The organism is Amphritea balenae (assembly GCF_003858655.1).
GTDB classification, from domain to species: Bacteria; Pseudomonadota; Gammaproteobacteria; order Pseudomonadales; family Balneatricaceae; genus Amphritea; species Amphritea balenae.
Genome location: NZ_RQXV01000004.1, coordinates 271,760 through 287,048, shown reverse-complemented (window position 1 = coordinate 287,048; position 15,289 = coordinate 271,760). Strand labels below are relative to the sequence as shown.

15 protein-coding genes are annotated in these 15,289 nt (G+C 46.2%); 7 read left to right on the top strand and 8 right to left on the bottom strand.

Annotation, left to right across the window (positions count from 1 at the left end):
- Positions 1-10: 10 nt before the first annotated feature.
- The 3 genes from EHS89_RS09530 to EHS89_RS09520 all read right to left on the bottom strand — a co-directional run bounded on the left by EHS89_RS09530 (position 11) and on the right by EHS89_RS09520 (position 3,387).
- Positions 11-1,330 (bottom strand): DUF1800 domain-containing protein, encoded by a 1,320-nt coding sequence (locus EHS89_RS09530; protein WP_124925908.1) that lies wholly within the window; start codon positions 1,328-1,330, stop codon positions 11-13.
- A gap of 211 nt (positions 1,331-1,541) precedes the next feature.
- Complete coding sequence (locus EHS89_RS09525) at positions 1,542-2,702, bottom strand: ABC transporter substrate-binding protein (RefSeq protein WP_124925907.1); 1,161 nt, start codon at positions 2,700-2,702, stop codon at positions 1,542-1,544.
- A 259-nt stretch (positions 2,703-2,961) separates the two neighbouring features.
- Entirely contained in the window at positions 2,962-3,387 is a 426-nt protein-coding gene (locus EHS89_RS09520; RefSeq protein WP_124925906.1) for an Lrp/AsnC family transcriptional regulator, read from the bottom strand.
- A 250-nt stretch (positions 3,388-3,637) separates the two neighbouring features.
- On the opposite strand from EHS89_RS09520, the gene yjeH reads away from it, so the two are divergent.
- The 4 genes from yjeH (at position 3,638) to EHS89_RS09500 (ending at position 7,822) form a co-directional block, all read left to right on the top strand.
- The gene (gene yjeH, locus EHS89_RS09515) at positions 3,638-4,906 is read left to right on the top strand and encodes an L-methionine/branched-chain amino acid transporter (protein ID WP_124925905.1); all 1,269 of its coding nucleotides are present in this window, start codon (positions 3,638-3,640) and stop codon (positions 4,904-4,906) included.
- Between the two features lie 162 nt (positions 4,907-5,068).
- A complete protein-coding gene (locus EHS89_RS09510; protein WP_124925904.1) occupies positions 5,069-5,713 on the top strand; it encodes an alpha/beta hydrolase in 645 nt (214 codons plus the stop codon).
- A 510-nt stretch (positions 5,714-6,223) separates the two neighbouring features.
- Positions 6,224-7,318 (top strand): cytochrome c3 family protein, encoded by a 1,095-nt coding sequence (locus tag EHS89_RS09505; RefSeq protein ID WP_170167465.1) that lies wholly within the window; start codon positions 6,224-6,226, stop codon positions 7,316-7,318.
- Positions 7,319-7,441: 123 nt separating this feature from the next.
- On the top strand, positions 7,442-7,822 hold the full coding sequence (locus EHS89_RS09500; protein WP_170167464.1) for a YacL family protein: 381 nt from the start codon (positions 7,442-7,444) through the stop codon (positions 7,820-7,822).
- Between the two features lie 49 nt (positions 7,823-7,871).
- Here the strand turns inward: EHS89_RS09500 and EHS89_RS09495 are convergent, their stop codons facing one another.
- The 3 genes from EHS89_RS09495 to EHS89_RS09485 all read right to left on the bottom strand — a co-directional run bounded on the left by EHS89_RS09495 (position 7,872) and on the right by EHS89_RS09485 (position 10,371).
- Positions 7,872-8,333, bottom strand: a complete 462-nt coding sequence (locus EHS89_RS09495) for an NfeD family protein (RefSeq protein ID WP_124925901.1) — start codon at positions 8,331-8,333, stop codon at positions 7,872-7,874.
- 11 nt (positions 8,334-8,344) lie between these two features.
- On the bottom strand, positions 8,345-9,256 hold the full coding sequence (locus EHS89_RS09490; protein WP_124925900.1) for an SPFH domain-containing protein: 912 nt from the start codon (positions 9,254-9,256) through the stop codon (positions 8,345-8,347).
- A gap of 428 nt (positions 9,257-9,684) precedes the next feature.
- Positions 9,685-10,371 (bottom strand): tRNA (adenine(22)-N(1))-methyltransferase, encoded by a 687-nt coding sequence (locus EHS89_RS09485; RefSeq protein ID WP_124925899.1) that lies wholly within the window; start codon positions 10,369-10,371, stop codon positions 9,685-9,687.
- A 337-nt stretch (positions 10,372-10,708) separates the two neighbouring features.
- Here EHS89_RS09485 and EHS89_RS09480 point away from each other — a divergent pair, with 337 nt between their 5' ends.
- From EHS89_RS09480 to EHS89_RS09475, 3 genes are read left to right on the top strand one after another with little or no spacing between them, the layout of a single operon-like run.
- Entirely contained in the window at positions 10,709-11,455 is a 747-nt protein-coding gene (locus EHS89_RS09480; protein WP_124925898.1) for a transporter substrate-binding domain-containing protein, read from the top strand.
- Positions 11,430-11,555: a hypothetical protein gene (locus EHS89_RS21485; protein WP_268239403.1), complete on the top strand. Its 126-nt coding sequence runs from the start codon at positions 11,430-11,432 to the stop codon at positions 11,553-11,555. Before EHS89_RS09480 ends, EHS89_RS21485 begins: the two co-directional genes overlap by 26 nt.
- The gene (locus tag EHS89_RS09475; RefSeq protein ID WP_124925897.1) at positions 11,555-13,993 is read left to right on the top strand and encodes an EAL domain-containing protein; all 2,439 of its coding nucleotides are present in this window, start codon (positions 11,555-11,557) and stop codon (positions 13,991-13,993) included. Before EHS89_RS21485 ends, EHS89_RS09475 begins: the two co-directional genes overlap by 1 nt.
- A gap of 30 nt (positions 13,994-14,023) precedes the next feature.
- Here the strand turns inward: EHS89_RS09475 and EHS89_RS09470 are convergent, their stop codons facing one another.
- Positions 14,024-14,533 carry a hypothetical protein gene (locus tag EHS89_RS09470; protein WP_124925896.1) on the bottom strand — a complete coding sequence of 170 codons (510 nt, stop codon included), beginning with the start codon at positions 14,531-14,533 and terminating at the stop codon, positions 14,024-14,026.
- Positions 14,534-14,632: 99 nt separating this feature from the next.
- Entirely contained in the window at positions 14,633-15,220 is a 588-nt protein-coding gene (locus EHS89_RS09465; RefSeq protein ID WP_170167463.1) for a TetR/AcrR family transcriptional regulator, read from the bottom strand.
- Positions 15,221-15,289 lie beyond the last annotated feature (69 nt).

Genomic DNA, 15,289 nt, shown 5'->3' with positions numbered 1-15,289 from the left:
TCATCTCCGATTATTTAAGCTGCCAGACAGGGTCAATCAACAACTGCTCAAGCTGATCAATACACTGATTAGAATGAATAGGCTGTACCGGCGGTAAAGCGGCATAGGTTAATGGCCCACCTTCCTGACAGGCAACTGGCAGGGTTTCACTGTACTGTGCCATTGAGCCTTGCATCACCCGTTCAGAAAAATTTATCCGGCGCAGCAGGCGATCAGCATTAATCCAGTCATGCCCGGTTGGCCAGCCTTTTACGTTCGGGGGGTTAAAGAGACCCTGACCCATTCCGTTCGCAAGCCTGACAATATCATCAGGACTTATCAAATGGTTGCCCACCAGGCTGGTTGTGCCCACAATTAACTCTATCGGTGATTTGATCATATTGCCGCGATCAGCCCAAAACTGGTCTGTACTTAAAATACCGGTCACCAGCTGTTTAATATCCCAGGTTTCTGCAAACACTGAGCTAAGCCTCTGAATCTCAGTCTCGTCTTCAACACTGATAAAATAAGACCATAACTTCCGTGTAATATATTTCGATGTCGCCGGGTGCTGAAGGATCAGCTCAACGGCACTTTTCGCATCATAGCGTCCTTGCTGACCAAATATTGTTTTCAGATCAACATCATGCTTTCCCTGTCTGAACGCAGTTTCATAAACCTCCCGATCAACGGTCAAACCTGTCAATGCCCGGGCCAGCTCTTTAACATCCTGCTCAGAGTAATGACCTTCCCCCATGCTAAATAACTCAAGCAGCTCCCGAGCCAGATTTTCATTTGGGCGACCTTTAATATTGGCAGCATTATCCAGGTAGATTAGCATGGCCGAATCATGCACCATCGCCTGCAAGAACCCGGAAAAATTGCCCATTGCATACTGCTCAAGTAACTGGTGCTGGCGGTAGATCAGTTTAGGTTCTTTTACTTTTTTAAGTGAGGAAGTGAAATGGTTATGCCAAAACAAAACCATTTTAGTTTGAATACTCGCGCCAGATGTTAATAAGCTACCTGCGTACCATGCCTGTAATACTTTCCTACATGCTCTGCGCTGCTTACGCATTGTCCGTTTCTCATCAGCGTTCATCTGTTTACGCACAGAGGCAGGCAACGGTGCTTTATTAACACATCCCGGTGGTGCTACCTGTAACTCTTCTGAATTCATTAATGCTGATACCGCCTGATTCCGGGAATCAAGAGGGTATATTTCAGGAAATGCCGTAATTTGATTCAGTACGGTACGATTTAACAGATGATGAGTATCGACACTATCCAGCGCCAGCGCCAACGGTGTGGCGAATATGGACAGAATCAGCATTATAGTTCTGAGCTGCATAGATAACTCCGTAATCAGGCATCGTCAGAGCACTATAGCAACCATCAATGAACTTCACATGAACTAGAGCCATATAAATTTTTAGTTCTAGTTTATTATCTTTAGTTCTGAATTTTCTTACTCTGAGCCCCAGCATTCTTTATCAAAAGAATGGGCGTTGTAATCTCGCCAAAGTTATACTTTTTCTAGCAAGCAACGAAGTTGCGTCTATCTACTGCCTTTTAGGTATCTCACGATAAATCTCATCAGCAGCACCGAGTAATAACATCGGCGGATTGAAGCCAACAATTTCTGCCGTTTTTAAGTTAATCGCCATACGTAACGGTTGTTCATAAAATTGACTGAGCTGATTCGGAAGAGCGCCATTAAAAACCTTGGCAAAGGTGGTGGCCTGAAACTCTCCGATATACCTAAAGCTAGCCCGGGAAAAGCTAAACAGAAAGCCCTTCTCAACACCTTCTGCACCAGGTTGGCTAAATGTTGGTATACGGTTGGCATTCGCAATTGAAACCAATTGTGGAATACTTTTCAGCGTTATACCGCCCTGATCCGTTACATAAATAGCGTCTGTGGTTTCAACCAACTGTCTGAAACAATTGATAATACTGGCTTCCGCCTCAGCGGTATCACTGATATCGCTTTTGGTATAACAGCGTACTAACTCGAAATCACGTTCTTTACTCAACCTTTCCAGGTCTTCCACGGCAGCATAACTTCGACCTTCCTCGGTATCTTCATAGGCAACACCTAAGCGCTTAAATTTGATGAGCTCATGAAAGACTTTTATCTCACGCTCAAAGCGGTTTGGATCAACGGTGGCATGGACATGATCATAGCCGGAGTTTTCTACGCTTTTGATAATGCCTGAAGCAATTGGATCGCTTGAGGAAAGCACCATCGTTGGCGTGCGGTGTTTATCATTAGCCAGCTCTTTGCCAGACCATGTGCCCATCGCAATCATCAGATCGATATCCTGCTGATGATTTAGTCTTTGAATGATCTGAGCAGTCGTCTCGGTCCGCTTATCCTCATCCCAGTTAGTTGAGTAATGTGCATCACTGACAAACTCGATGTAATCGCTTTTGAGACCTGTTGCAAGCCATTGCCATAATTGATTAGTCTGCTCTCCTTCCTGAAGAGGAATCTCTGTTTCTTCCACCCAGCCAAGCTTCATCAGCCCGTTCACGGTTTCGATCAGCGTTTCCTGGTAATGGTAATATTCTCCTCCCTCAAAATAACCGATACGCCAGCGTTGCCCGTCATTATCGACAGGCTTCATACTGAATACCGCCTTATCTGCAGCAGAGACAACAAAGCTGAAACCAGAACTAAGAATAACTACAAGAAAGATGACATGCCGAACAAACTTCACACCCCGCCCCCTAATCAGAATCTTCCTTTTCGAGTAGAAGATACCAATCCAATATAGTGGGCGAAGGAGAGCGTCGCCAGTTAACCTCTAGGGAAAGCAATGATGAGCAACGTAGAAAAAAACAGCTTTAATCCGCGTTCAGAATGGAAATAAATCCCCTCAGGACTAAGCCTGTGATACCCGTAAACGACACCTTGGTTATCGTTTTTTCTAACAAGTTGTGCAGTAACACCCAGCCTCTGCACGGTAAATACTAAGCTTATCCCCATTCCCGCATAATAATATGGGTGGTGACTTTAACATTGGTCGGCAATTGCACATCCAGATCGTGACGGATATCGTGCAAACGCTGCATATTAGGCACTTCCAGGTAGACCAGCAGATCCACTTCGCCGCTGGTGCCATGGCAATGCTTCACTTCTGGATTTTTCATTAATAACCCGGCTATCTCTTCGCATTTATAGCCCTGCTGAACAATCTCGAAGTACGCTTTAACTGTATTCGAACTATCCGAGCTTACCGGTGTGAGTACCTGATAGCCGAGAATATCACCCTGCCCTTCCATCCGTTTGATCCGTTCAGACACCGCCGAGCGGGACAGATTTACCTGTTCAGCAATCGCGGAGACACTCTGACGGGCATTCTGGCGCAGTGCATCGATTATTTTCTGATCAAATCCGTCCATTTGTTATCCATTCAGGTAAAGCGTTGGTTTGACGTTTAAAATCCGTCAGTTTGAAATATTATTACGACGCACTGGCGGCTTCATCAGCAGTACACTATCTCTGAAAACGCGCACAATGTGAATAACTCAGATTGGTGATTGAGAGCAAGGCAAATCTATTCGAAAAAGCGGAATTTACATGTTGTAAATGAGCACTTTAAGAAGAGATTTAACGCTGCTATCGATTACCAAGACCGTTATGAGGTTGAGAATGGACAGGCTAAATCAAACGATAACCCGCTGGCAAGGCATGGGGCTGATCGCCACCACCTTATTGGGCACCGGTGTGTTCATTTTACCGCAACTGACTATCGCTATTGCCGGTGACAAAGCGCCGTTGGCCTGGGCTTTATTACTGCTGGCTATCTTACCCCTCACTCTGGTATTCGCTGAGTTGGGCCGTCGCTATGCCCATGCAGCCGGCCCCGCTTATTTCGTTGAACAAGCGTACGGTAAAGTGGCTGGCAGGGTTATCGGCCTGATGTTTCTGTTTGTTGTACCGCTGGGCGCTCCGGCAGCGCTGATTATGACATTTGAATTCTTAAAACCCTTGGTCACATTAACGTCCCAACAAGCGTTAACCGGTGAACTACTGGTTATCGCTATTCTGTTCTTTGCCAACCGCCGCGGACTACAGCTATCGGGCAAGGCTCAGCTGGGGCTGACACTAGCTATTCTGGCAGTGGTGCTGTTAATGCTGGGGGCTCTGTTATTTTCACCTTCTGTCGCTCCTCAGGGAGCAGCGATTGAAGCGGCAACCGTATCGATAAAAAGTGGCAATAATCATGACATACTCGCCGCTATCGGTCTGGCAGTCTGGAGTTTTCTTGGCATTGAAGCGGTGACTCATCTGGCATCAGAGTTCAAAGATGTAAAACGGGACTTTATTCCGGCAACACTGGGCGGCGTCACCCTAGTGGGCCTGATCTTTATCGGTTGCACTTACCTGTCCCTGCTGGCTCCCTATGATCCACTGGCGATGGTCGGGGCCTTTGAACTATTGCTGGGTGATAGTGGCCGCTGGGTGATCGGCATTTTAGGGCTGGTCAGTGGTATTGCTACGGTCAATGTCTATTTTGCCAGCCTGGCCAGACTGGCATGGAGCTTTAGTCATGATGGTGCTTTACCAGCTGGTCTGAAACCTTTGAATAAACATAAGGTGCCTGCCGCTGCTTTACTTGCATTCCTGCTACTCTCGGCACTGATTCTGGTTGTATGCTATCTGCTTGATCAGGATTTCCCGGCTATTGTACGCTGGGTAAACGGTGCTTTTGTGCTGATATACGGTGCAGCGATGTTAGCTGCATGGCGGTTATTACCTAAACGCTATCGTCCGGCAGTCGCTGCAGGGCTGGCCGCCTGTGCCCTATTCGCTTACAGCCTGGGAAGCTCGATGGCCTACGCACTTATACTGGTCGTCATACTCACGGTCTGGGTGCTGGGACAGCGATACTGGCAACAAAATATAGCAACAACTTAAAAGCAACGACTTAAAAGCAACGACTTATAAACAATGATTAAAGCCGTCGGGAATTAGCTGCATAGATTTGAATATTATTCTCAGTCATACCAGAATAGCGCCACTGATGATTAATTCACTGATATTACTGCTCTTCACCGAGACGATTTATGAGGCTGTTCAATGTCATCCTTTCACTTTAAGGCCCGCTGCGACAAACCTGCTGCGCTGGTGATTATGTTTCATGGGGTTGGCTCCAACCCCAAATCACTACATAAGCTGGCAACATACCTGCATCAGCAATGTCCGGATCTTGAAATATCAATTCCAATCGGTTTTTCAGAATCCCCGCTTAACCCTAAAGGGTTTCACTGGTTTGGTATCGAGGGAGTGACTGAAACCGATCGCCTGAGTCGGGTAATGGCCGTGATGGCACCATTCGATCAATTGATCCGTGAACAGGCCGAAATCGCGGACGTGCCCCTGGATAAAGTGGTTCTGGCAGGCTTTTCTCAGGGAACGATTATGTCGCTGGAGTGGTTTAAACAGACAAAGGACCGGGTTGCAGGCATTGTCGCTATGGCCGGACGATTCGCTGAATTACCGGTTAACCCGACTCTGACTAAAACCCCGGTCTGCCTGATTCACGGAGAGCTTGATGAAATCAGCGATCCAGTTCATGCTCAGCAAAGCTACGATGCTTTACTAAAGCTGGGTACGCAGGTTGAGCTGAACCTTATAGCAGACGCACCTCACCGCGTAACGGAATCTATGTATCCTCTGGTGGCCGATTTCATTCAAAGGCTAAGCTCTAAGGGAAAGCTCTAAGGGTTAGCTCAAAGAATTAGTAAGCTATAGGGGCGTAAGCGACTGCTGCGCTTTCCATATTGATGCCCGCCAAACTAGCGTTAGTCATCCGCCATCTGATTGTCATCCTGCGCTTTCAAGTCATTTTTAAGCAACAACGCGCACATAATAACCGCGATAATCATCAATAGCGGAAACAGAAACAAATCCATGATTCTTCCATATAGAAAACACCGACTCCTGATCCTGTCCCTGAGTCAGCAAATAAATAACATGTAAACTAACTTACTCCTGCATGTAGCACGTTACAAGCCATTAAACTGACCCATATCAACAGTAACAATATAGAGTTTATCGATCTGTTTTCTGCGCCACAGATTATTAAATACCGCTGCTATAGTTTTCCTAATACCCAATTGAAAACAGGGGAACTGAACTATGGCCGATCTCTTTAATTCTGTTTTTCAACCTCTGAGGTTAGCCCTGCTTAAGACAGGCGACTTAAACATAGCAGGGCCGTTGGCAGCGCTAATGCTGATAACGTTAACCTTTAGCCCTGCCAACGCGCAGGTCATTGAAGGTCACTATGCTGGCGATGAAAGCTGCAAAAAGTGTCACCTGAATATCTATAAGCAATACCGGAAAACCGGACACCCCTACAAGATACAACGACTGGAAGGCTCCCCCCCGATTTATCCGGCCAATACTTCACCGGGGGTTCCTCATCCGCCTGCAGATAAGAGCTGGGATGATATTTCCTACGTTATCGGCGGCTTCCAATGGAAAGCCCGTTTTATGGATAATGAGGGTTATATCCTGACGGGCAAAGCTAACCGGCAGTACAACCTGGCCAACGATGCACTGGAGACAGAAGCAAAGTGGAGCGGTTACGATGCCGGTAAAGCGCCACGTAAGCCTTATACTTGTGGTGGCTGTCACACTACCGGCTGGGAGCCAACCGGCCAGGCGGGGCCTCATCAGGACAATCTTCCTGGGATTCATGGTACCTGGGCCGCTCCCGGTGTTACCTGCGAAGCATGCCACGGACCCGGCGCAAAACATGTGACAGAACCAAAAACAGTCAAACTGTCTATATCCGAGCGATGTGAAGATTGCCATGTGCGCGGAGACGTCAATCGGATCGATGCCAAAGACGGCCTCATTAAACACCACGAACAGTACGAAGATCTGCTGGCATCGCCACACCGGGCGTTAAAATGTGTCGCCTGCCACGATCCACATAAAAGCGTGTTCAATGATAACGGCGGTTTTAAGGGGGCAAAGGCAACCTGTTTAACCTGCCACAAAGACAAAGAGGTAAAACTAGCTAAAAAATCAGCATTTGAATGTATTACCTGCCATATGCCAAGGGCGGCAAAGTCCGCAATGGCTGTGCAACATAAATTCGATGGCGGTGCCGTCATGGAAGGTGATATCAGAACCCATATTTTCCGCATCACCCGCGATCCGGAATGGGAAATGTTCACCGAAGACGGTAAATACGTTGAAACTGATGACGATGGCAAAGTATTTATCACACTGGACCGTGCCTGCCTAAGCTGCCATAAGAAAAAGAACCTGGACTGGGCCAGAAAGAATGCAACACGGATTCATAACGATAATTAGATCGCTGTAACAGGTCAGGTAACAAAGGTTACCCGGCCTGACATCCTACACAGCTTCCAGCTTATGAATATGCTATGCTGCGCCGCTTTCCGATTCTCTTACCTGGATTTATGGATAGCAGCCTTGGACTACGATTTTACCCGCGATATTTACGGCGATGTTTGTGCAGAATTTTCTATGGGCCATGAAGCTCTGGGATACTGGGTGACCCATGAACTGGGTACTCGTCAGTCATCTATTCAGGATATTTTCAGCGCAATAGCGCAACTGCAAAGCCACCAGCGTTTTGAGTATGAACTGGAAGGTGCCGAATACAACCTTCTGCTCAGCAGAGAGAATGCGACCGTGCGCGCCCATGCTCTGGATTCTGACTATGGTGAGGATGAACCAGAGGAAGATATGGATCTCTACGATCAGGAATCCAGTTCCAGCTGTGGTCTGGATGACTTTGCCGAAATGCTAAATGGCTGGCTGAGGTTTATCAGCGATAAAAAGGGACGTTAATCGTCCCTTTTAAATCATATTTTTTTAACCCTGCTTACAGATCATACCTTTAACTATGGTTGCTAAAGGGTCTGACTTTCAGGGTCATTCCCTCACAGTCATAAATTTCTATACGGGTACCCGTTGCTAGTTCATCATCGGCTTCAACTTTCCAGAAAGTATCGCCGATCTGAACCCGCCCCTGACCATTTTCCAGTGTACTGTCTAAGCGTAACCGTCGACCGATAAGCTGCGCTGCGCGATCATTCATCAATGGCTCATCTGATTGGGTATTAAAGCGACGAAATATCCGCCAGTAGAGCACTGTAAAAATCATGCCCAGGGCAGCAAAACAAAGGAGTTGATACTGCCAACTTACGATCAGTTCCAGTGCGGCAATGCCTGCCAGGACAAAACTGGCAACCGCCAGGCCGATCAGAAAACCAGACGCCCCTATAATTTCTAAAATCAGTAGCACGACCCCCAGAGTAAGCCAGTGCCACTGGGTTAATTCAGAAAACCATTCAGCCATCAGAGTAACCCTTAAGATTTCGTTTCTTTAAGCAACTCGGCAATACCACCAACCGAACCAATAATACTGCTGGCTTCCAGTGGCATAAGCACCACTTTGCTGTTGTCACCGGCACCGATACTTTGCAGCGCTTCAGTATATTTCTGCGCTACAAAATAATTAATTGCCTTTGGATCCCCTTCATTGATCGCTTCCGAAACAACCTTAGTCGCCCGGGCTTCTGCCAGTGCTTCCCGCTCTCGGGCTTCCGCCTCAAGAATAGTAGCTTGCTTACTACCTTCAGCCCGCAAAATCTCCGCCTGTTTTTCACCTTCGGCAACCTGAATAGCGGCTTCCCGCTGCCCTTCAGCCACCAGAATAGCAGCACGTTTATCACGCTCTGCTTTCATCTGGTTTGCCATCGATGCCACCAGGTCATCTGGCGGAGAGATATCACGAATTTCGATCCGGGTTATCTTGATTCCCCAGGGATCGGTCGCCTCATCCACTTTACCCAACAGCTTAGTATTAATTGCATCCCGGCTGGAAAGCATCTCATCCAGCTCCATCGAACCCAGTACGGCTCGAATATTGGTCATCACCAGATTCTGCATCGCCCGGGGCAGGTCATTTACTTCATAGCTGGCTTTAGCTGCATCCAATACCTGAAAAAAGCATACTGCGTCAGTAGTAACCATGGCGTTATCTGAACTGATAACCTCCTGAGGCGGTACGTCCAGGACCTGCTCCATCATGTTTTTCTTGGAACCAATCTTATCGATAATCGGAATAATCAGATGCAGTCCCGGCTGCAGTGTTCCGGTAAAACGACCAAACCGTTCAACCGTCCAGCTATAACCCTGGGGTACCATTTTCACACCAGCAAACACCATCGCCAGCGCAAATACGACAATCACTACTATCGCAATTTCAAAAACAGACATATCATCCTTCCTTGCTGTACCTAACCTGTTCTGAGTAATAAATACCCTTAGCGAAGCGTTTTTAACAGGTACTGTTTTGATTTATTTCAAGATTTTAGTTTAGCAGCTTTCTTTTGGCAGGATACGACGGTTTCCCCTCTTGTCCATTCCGCTAAGGAACCTGTGAATAAGTCTCAAGCTTTCTCAGTGGGTAATAAATCGACTTAATGCGCGAAAGGCTGCGAAGCGGAATGGCGAGTCCTTTCCAAGCAGACTGACAAAGCAGGAAGTCGATTTAATACCCACCCTTCGGGGCTTTCAGAGCGATCCGATTTCCTTGTTAACGGTTTTCGACAGGCAACCAGCATGTCTGTAACCGTTGCCTCGAATTCGAATCGCTCTGAAAGCCTGAGGCGTTTAGGACTTGTTCACAGGTTCCCTAACCAGATTTATAACTCAGCAAGCTTATCGCTTTTTAGCGTTTTGTATTGGCTTACTATCTCCATCACTTCCGACTGCTGACGCTGTGCCATACGCTGATAGTGCTGAATGGTGCGTTCTAAATACTGTCGATGGTCTGGTCGTGAAAGATCCCACATCTGGCTACCCACCGCAGACAGAACTGAAGCCTTCGGATTTGCCAGGTTTTTACTCACATGAAGTATCTCGTAGAACTGATTATTATCCCTGACCAGTTGCTCGTTCAATAGATTAAAGCCCCAGCCTATTAAAGCAGTGCGTACTTTATAATTGTGATAAACCGGACAAAGAATAAATTCCAAAGGGAGCCCAGGATAACGATCGGTTATTTCTGACACCAGATCGATCAATAGATCACCACCGACACCGGCAATAATAATCAGGCTTTTACCTGTATCAGGCAGTTTCAGTGTTGCGACATCCTGACAATGAATCTGCCAACGAGTCTCAGTAAGTTCAGAGAACTGCTGTTCAAGCTGTTGCCGCAGCTGCGTCATAATAGACTCAACCACATCGACAAAATGGATCGTATCCCCGGCCTTACGGTGCAGCAGCGTCTGCCCAAGCAGACCATGATCACAGCAACAATCAAAAATATTGTTATACCGATCAGTAATCATCTGATCGATCTGTTGTAGACGCAGACTAATTTTCAACTCAGATACACTCAATAGCAGCTAGAACACAAAAAACGGTCCCGATTATAGCATTCAACACCCGGGAACCTGCGAACAAGTCCACTACTTTCTCAGTGGACAGTAAATCGACTTAATATGCGAAAGCCAGGCAACGGAATGACGAGCCCTAAACAGACATCATGGCCGCTATTGTTATAAAGAATATACGCCCCTCATTTTGGTCACAAAACAACCATCCCTGAGTTGCATTATCCCCTCAAAGCGAAACAATAGTCTCATACATGCGTTTACTGTTTTTTCCCAATAGCCAGAACAGCAAAGCAAGGCTGCGAATTAACAAAATGAGGGATCTAAAGTGCATATCTCTATTCAGAAAATCTTAGCTCTTGTCGTTATAACAATGCTTACGCGCGCGGTTATTGCCGCAGATGAGCCTGTCGAACTATTTGCGATCGATTATCCGCCATACACTATTGTTAACGATCAGGCTGAAATTTCGGGTATTGATGTTGATGTTGTTATTGCTGCATTCAACAGTGTAGGTGTCGATGTAAAATTCAGCACAGCCCCCTGGAAAAGAATCCGTAAAAACCTCGAACACGGTTACATTGCAGGCTATACCAGCTGCGCAAAACGCCCTGCTCGCATGGCCTATATCTTATTCAGCGACCGGGTGAGCGAGGCCAATCAAGTGGCGTTAATGGCCACCAATACCGATACCCGTAAACTAAATAACCTGACTGATCTGAAACACTACAAAGTAACAGCAATAGAGGGTTGGGCAATTCAAAAAGAGCTAGAAACCAAAGCTATCAAGCATGTAACTACCCCGGATATGGACAGCGGCATTCGCGCTGTTCTGTTCCGGGATATTGATGTTTTTTATATCGGTGAATTAACCGCATTATACCGGGCTCAACAATTGGGTCTGAAGGAAAAATTAAAAACGAAGCGGTTTGCAGATAAGCAAAGGGCCGAGTTTTATCTCTGCCTGAGCAAAGAGTATCCGGGTAATCCAGAGCTTTTAAAACAGTTCAATACCGGCCTCCAGCGTATTAAGGCATCAGGCGAGTTTGATGCAATTTACGATAAGTATTTATAACGTGCATCACTCCCTCAATAACAAAATCAGCACCCTGATCAACCGTGCGATTAATGGGGAAGATAACCTGAATAGCTTAGGCAAGCAGGGGCGCAACTGATGGTGGTAAAACTTCGACACAGAATTGCGGTTAAGCAAGCCCGCTATATTTTACTGATCTCGTTGCTGATGGGCCTGATCTCAACCAGTTGGCAGACCTATTTTGATCTGCAGCAAGAACAACACAATCTACAAGCCGAAGTTGAACGCACTATCGATCTGCACAAAGAAAGTGCGGCCAGTGCGGTTTACCATCTTGACGCTAAACAAGCTGAGATCGTTACCCATGCTTTGCTAAACAACCCCATCATTTACCGGGCCGGTCTGATAGATGATTTCGGTGATATACTGAGCATAAGTACCAGAGAGCCCGCTGAGAAAAACACCCTGGCCACTATTGGCGAGTATTTCTTCCGCATAAATAGCCATATTCAGACACCGCTTAACATTGCAAACTCTAAAGGTGGTTCAGCTCAGTTGCTGATCTATCTGGATTCAACTTTTATCGCCGACAACTTTACCCGCCGGGCTGCGACAAGCCTGGGAATAGGATTGATTCACGATATTATACTGGCTTGCCTGTTCCTGCTATTTGTATACCGCTACTTGTCTAAACCTATTCTGAACATATCAAGCTGGGTCAATCAGCTACGCAGATCAGATACAGCCCCCCCTATTCCTTACCAGGAAGAAGATGAAATTGGTGATCTTGTTAGCAATTTTGACAAGCTTTGGCATGAACGCAAAGAGATGACCGATAAGTTAAATATCACCATTAATGAGTTATCTAAGAGCGAGAATTTCTCTCGGGAACTGATGGAAAATGCCGTCGATGCAATGTTCCTGTGCCTGACCGATACCAGCATAGTACAAGCAAATCGTCAGGCAGCGACAACCCTCTGTATCAAACAAAAGCAACTGGCAGGACAAACCTTTTTTAGTTTCAGCAAGAACTACACGGGTAAAGAGTTAAAAGCACTATTTGCCAGTATCGATGATACACAGCCGACAACCTTTGAAGATATACAGATAAACAGTCAGGGGGAAGAATTCCCTATAGAAGCAAGAGGGATAAAGCTACGATTACAAGAGCAGGACTATATTCTGATCCTTGCCCGGGATATATCAATTCGCAAAGAAGCAGAAAAACAGATCTACGAACTGGCATTTTTTGACACCCTGACAGGACTGGCAAACCGTCGATTATTTATTGACCGCCTCAACTCTTCATTGAAACTGCATCTGGATAGCCATAAATTCGGGGCAGTGCTCTATCTTGATCTGGATCGTTTCAAAACCATTAACGACTCACTGGGTCACAGCGTAGGCGATGCTATTCTATGCAAGGTGGCTAATCTGCTCATTAGCCTCCTGCCTGAAAAATGCACTTGCGCCCGCTTTGGTGGGGATGAGTTTGTGATACTGATTCCTGAAGCAGGTGATATTTCCGAAACCTGCGCCGAAACCGCTGCGACTATCGCAAAACAGATACTCGATGCACTGACCACACCCTTCGATATAGAGACCCACCAGCTCTATTGTAATACCAGTATTGGCATCGCCACCTTCCCCGAAAAAAACAACAGCGCGCTGGATATCCTGCGTCATGCGGACACCGCACTCTATCGGGTAAAAGCATTAGGCCGGAATGACTTCCAGTTCTTCGATCCAGAGATGCAATCTTCCGCACAGGAAAGGCTAGAGATCGAAAAAGGCTTACACCAGGCGCTTGATAATAATGAGTTTGAACTCTGGTTTCAGCCTCAGCTATGCAGTGACGATACTATCTTTGCTGCTGAAGCCCTTATTCGCTGGAAACACCCACAGAAAGGGATCATTCTACCCGGCTCTTTCATCAATATTGCAGAAGACAGCGGCCAGATTGTAGAGATAGGTAACTGGGTACTAAAACAAGCACTAGAGCAACTGGCAAGCTGGAAGCAACGGGGCCTGCCTAAGACATTCAAAAAGCTGGCTATCAATATTAGTCCGGTTCAGTTTATGCAGGTAAATTTTGTCGAAGATTTTCTGAAACTACTGAATGAAGTAAAGCTACCAGGTCAGATGATCGAGCTGGAAATTACTGAGAACATGCTGCTCAATAACTTCGAAATAGCCAGCAACAAAATGAAAATTCTCAAACGTCGCGGTATCTCATTTGCTATCGATGACTTTGGTACCGGCTATTCATCACTCAAATACCTGCGCCACCTACCCCTGGATGTTCTTAAAATTGACCGTTCATTTGTGACCGGATTACGTTCTTCATCTGATCAGGCAGCCATTGTTGAGGTTATCATCGCAACGGCAGACCGACTCGATCTGATGATTATTGCCGAAGGGGTTGAAACCCTGAATGAAAGGAGCGCACTAATGGAACTTGGATGCCACTGTTTCCAGGGCTATCTGTTTTCTAAGCCCCTTCCAGCAGAAGTATTCTTTAGTAAACTAACGGCAAGTTCAGCGGTCAATCTGATCTCAACAGAACAGGAACTATAATCCTCTTTAATGCGACAGCGCACCTACTGTTTATAGGTAAAGCGCTACCGCCTGTTTATCTTCATCAAAGCGCTTCATTGCCTGTCGCTCCAATTCAGGGTCACTGTCTTGCAGGCTATGTTTAAGGTGCAATGCTAATTTCTGAAGATTCATAAAACGATCAAATAACCCATCTAGCTGATGCCGGTAGATATAGGCTTTTTGCTGATGTAGCAAACGCTGATACTGCTCCTTCTTTTCCATATAAGCAGGCGTCCACTGGCTATTACGATAAAGAATAAATCCGTCTATATCGTTGATCCGTTTGTAGCTCTGATAGCGCTCCAACATCTGATTACTCAACTGCTGATAATCAGTCACTATCAATTGAACAATGCTGGACTGATTCAACGCATCAATATGTAGCGCCTGCTGCTCTTCGGGCTGTTCTTTACTACACCCGGCTATCAGTAAAAACGGCATAATTAAGATCGCAAAAAAGAAAACAAGCGAACCTGACATCCTGTTGTTAGGATTTTGGTGAACTGGTTTGGTATTCATAGCGATGTTCCTTCATCCGGTTATGCTACGAATATACGCTGACGGCAGAGAGATTGCCTGTGACAGAAAACAGCTCATTACCCAACTTGGGTAACGATCTCAGTGAATCCTGATACTACTAAAAATACTGTCAATCAGTTCACTAACAGTATTTGGATTGCGATTTGCCTTCATAAAAGCGCGTAATCCAATCATTTGCACCTGAAGCTGCTGAGCCAGCATACGAGGGTTAGCTGAAGCGGAAATTTCATCCTGCTTCTGCGCACGTTCCAGAATGTCGGTGAATCTGTCTTCGGTACGCTTTAACAGTTTACGTGTCTGTTGCATTAACTCAGGCTGATCCTCATTAAGCTCTGAGAGCGTTTTTACCAACATGCAGAACTCACTGGGATTGGTATCGCGCCGATCAACAACCACATTACGCATAAAAGCTTCTAAACCTGCCAGTGGTGATTGTAGCTCGGTAGAGCGCAGATCCAGTATCTGCTTCATCTCCCTGGAATAATACTCCAACGCTTCACTGAACAACCCCTCTTTGCTGCCAAAGGCTGCATAGATACTTCCCGGCCGCATATCAATATCCTGCTGCAAATCCCGGGTAGAAGTGCCATTAAAACCTTTCTCCCAAAACAGTAACATCGCCTTGCGAACAACTTCGTCTCTATCATATTTTGCAACATTCGCCATTGGATTCACCTTCTTTGAGCAGATGTTCAATTTTATATTGAACAACCGCTCAAAATCAAATAGTCTAAA

Bases quoted from the DNA above. Each gene is read 5' to 3' on its own strand.
- EHS89_RS09520 (WP_124925906.1), bottom strand. From the start codon at position 3,387: ATGGACGGATTTGATCAGAAAATAATCGATGCACTGCGCCAGAATGCC.
- EHS89_RS09470 (WP_124925896.1), bottom strand. From the start codon at position 14,533: ATGAATACCAAACCAGTTCACCAAAATCCTAACAACAGGATGTCAGGT.
- EHS89_RS21485 (WP_268239403.1), top strand. From the start codon at position 11,430: ATGCAATTTACGATAAGTATTTATAACGTGCATCACTCCCTCAATAAC.
- EHS89_RS09475 (WP_124925897.1), top strand. From the start codon at position 11,555: ATGGTGGTAAAACTTCGACACAGAATTGCGGTTAAGCAAGCCCGCTAT.
- EHS89_RS09505 (WP_170167465.1), top strand. From the start codon at position 6,224: ATGCTGATAACGTTAACCTTTAGCCCTGCCAACGCGCAGGTCATTGAA.
- EHS89_RS09510 (WP_124925904.1), top strand. From the start codon at position 5,069: ATGTCATCCTTTCACTTTAAGGCCCGCTGCGACAAACCTGCTGCGCTG.
- EHS89_RS09465 (WP_170167463.1), bottom strand. From the start codon at position 15,220: ATGGCGAATGTTGCAAAATATGATAGAGACGAAGTTGTTCGCAAGGCG.
- EHS89_RS09530 (WP_124925908.1), bottom strand. From the start codon at position 1,330: ATGCAGCTCAGAACTATAATGCTGATTCTGTCCATATTCGCCACACCG.
- yjeH (WP_124925905.1), top strand. From the start codon at position 3,638: ATGGACAGGCTAAATCAAACGATAACCCGCTGGCAAGGCATGGGGCTG.
- EHS89_RS09495 (WP_124925901.1), bottom strand. From the start codon at position 8,333: ATGGCTGAATGGTTTTCTGAATTAACCCAGTGGCACTGGCTTACTCTG.
- EHS89_RS09490 (WP_124925900.1), bottom strand. From the start codon at position 9,256: ATGTCTGTTTTTGAAATTGCGATAGTAGTGATTGTCGTATTTGCGCTG.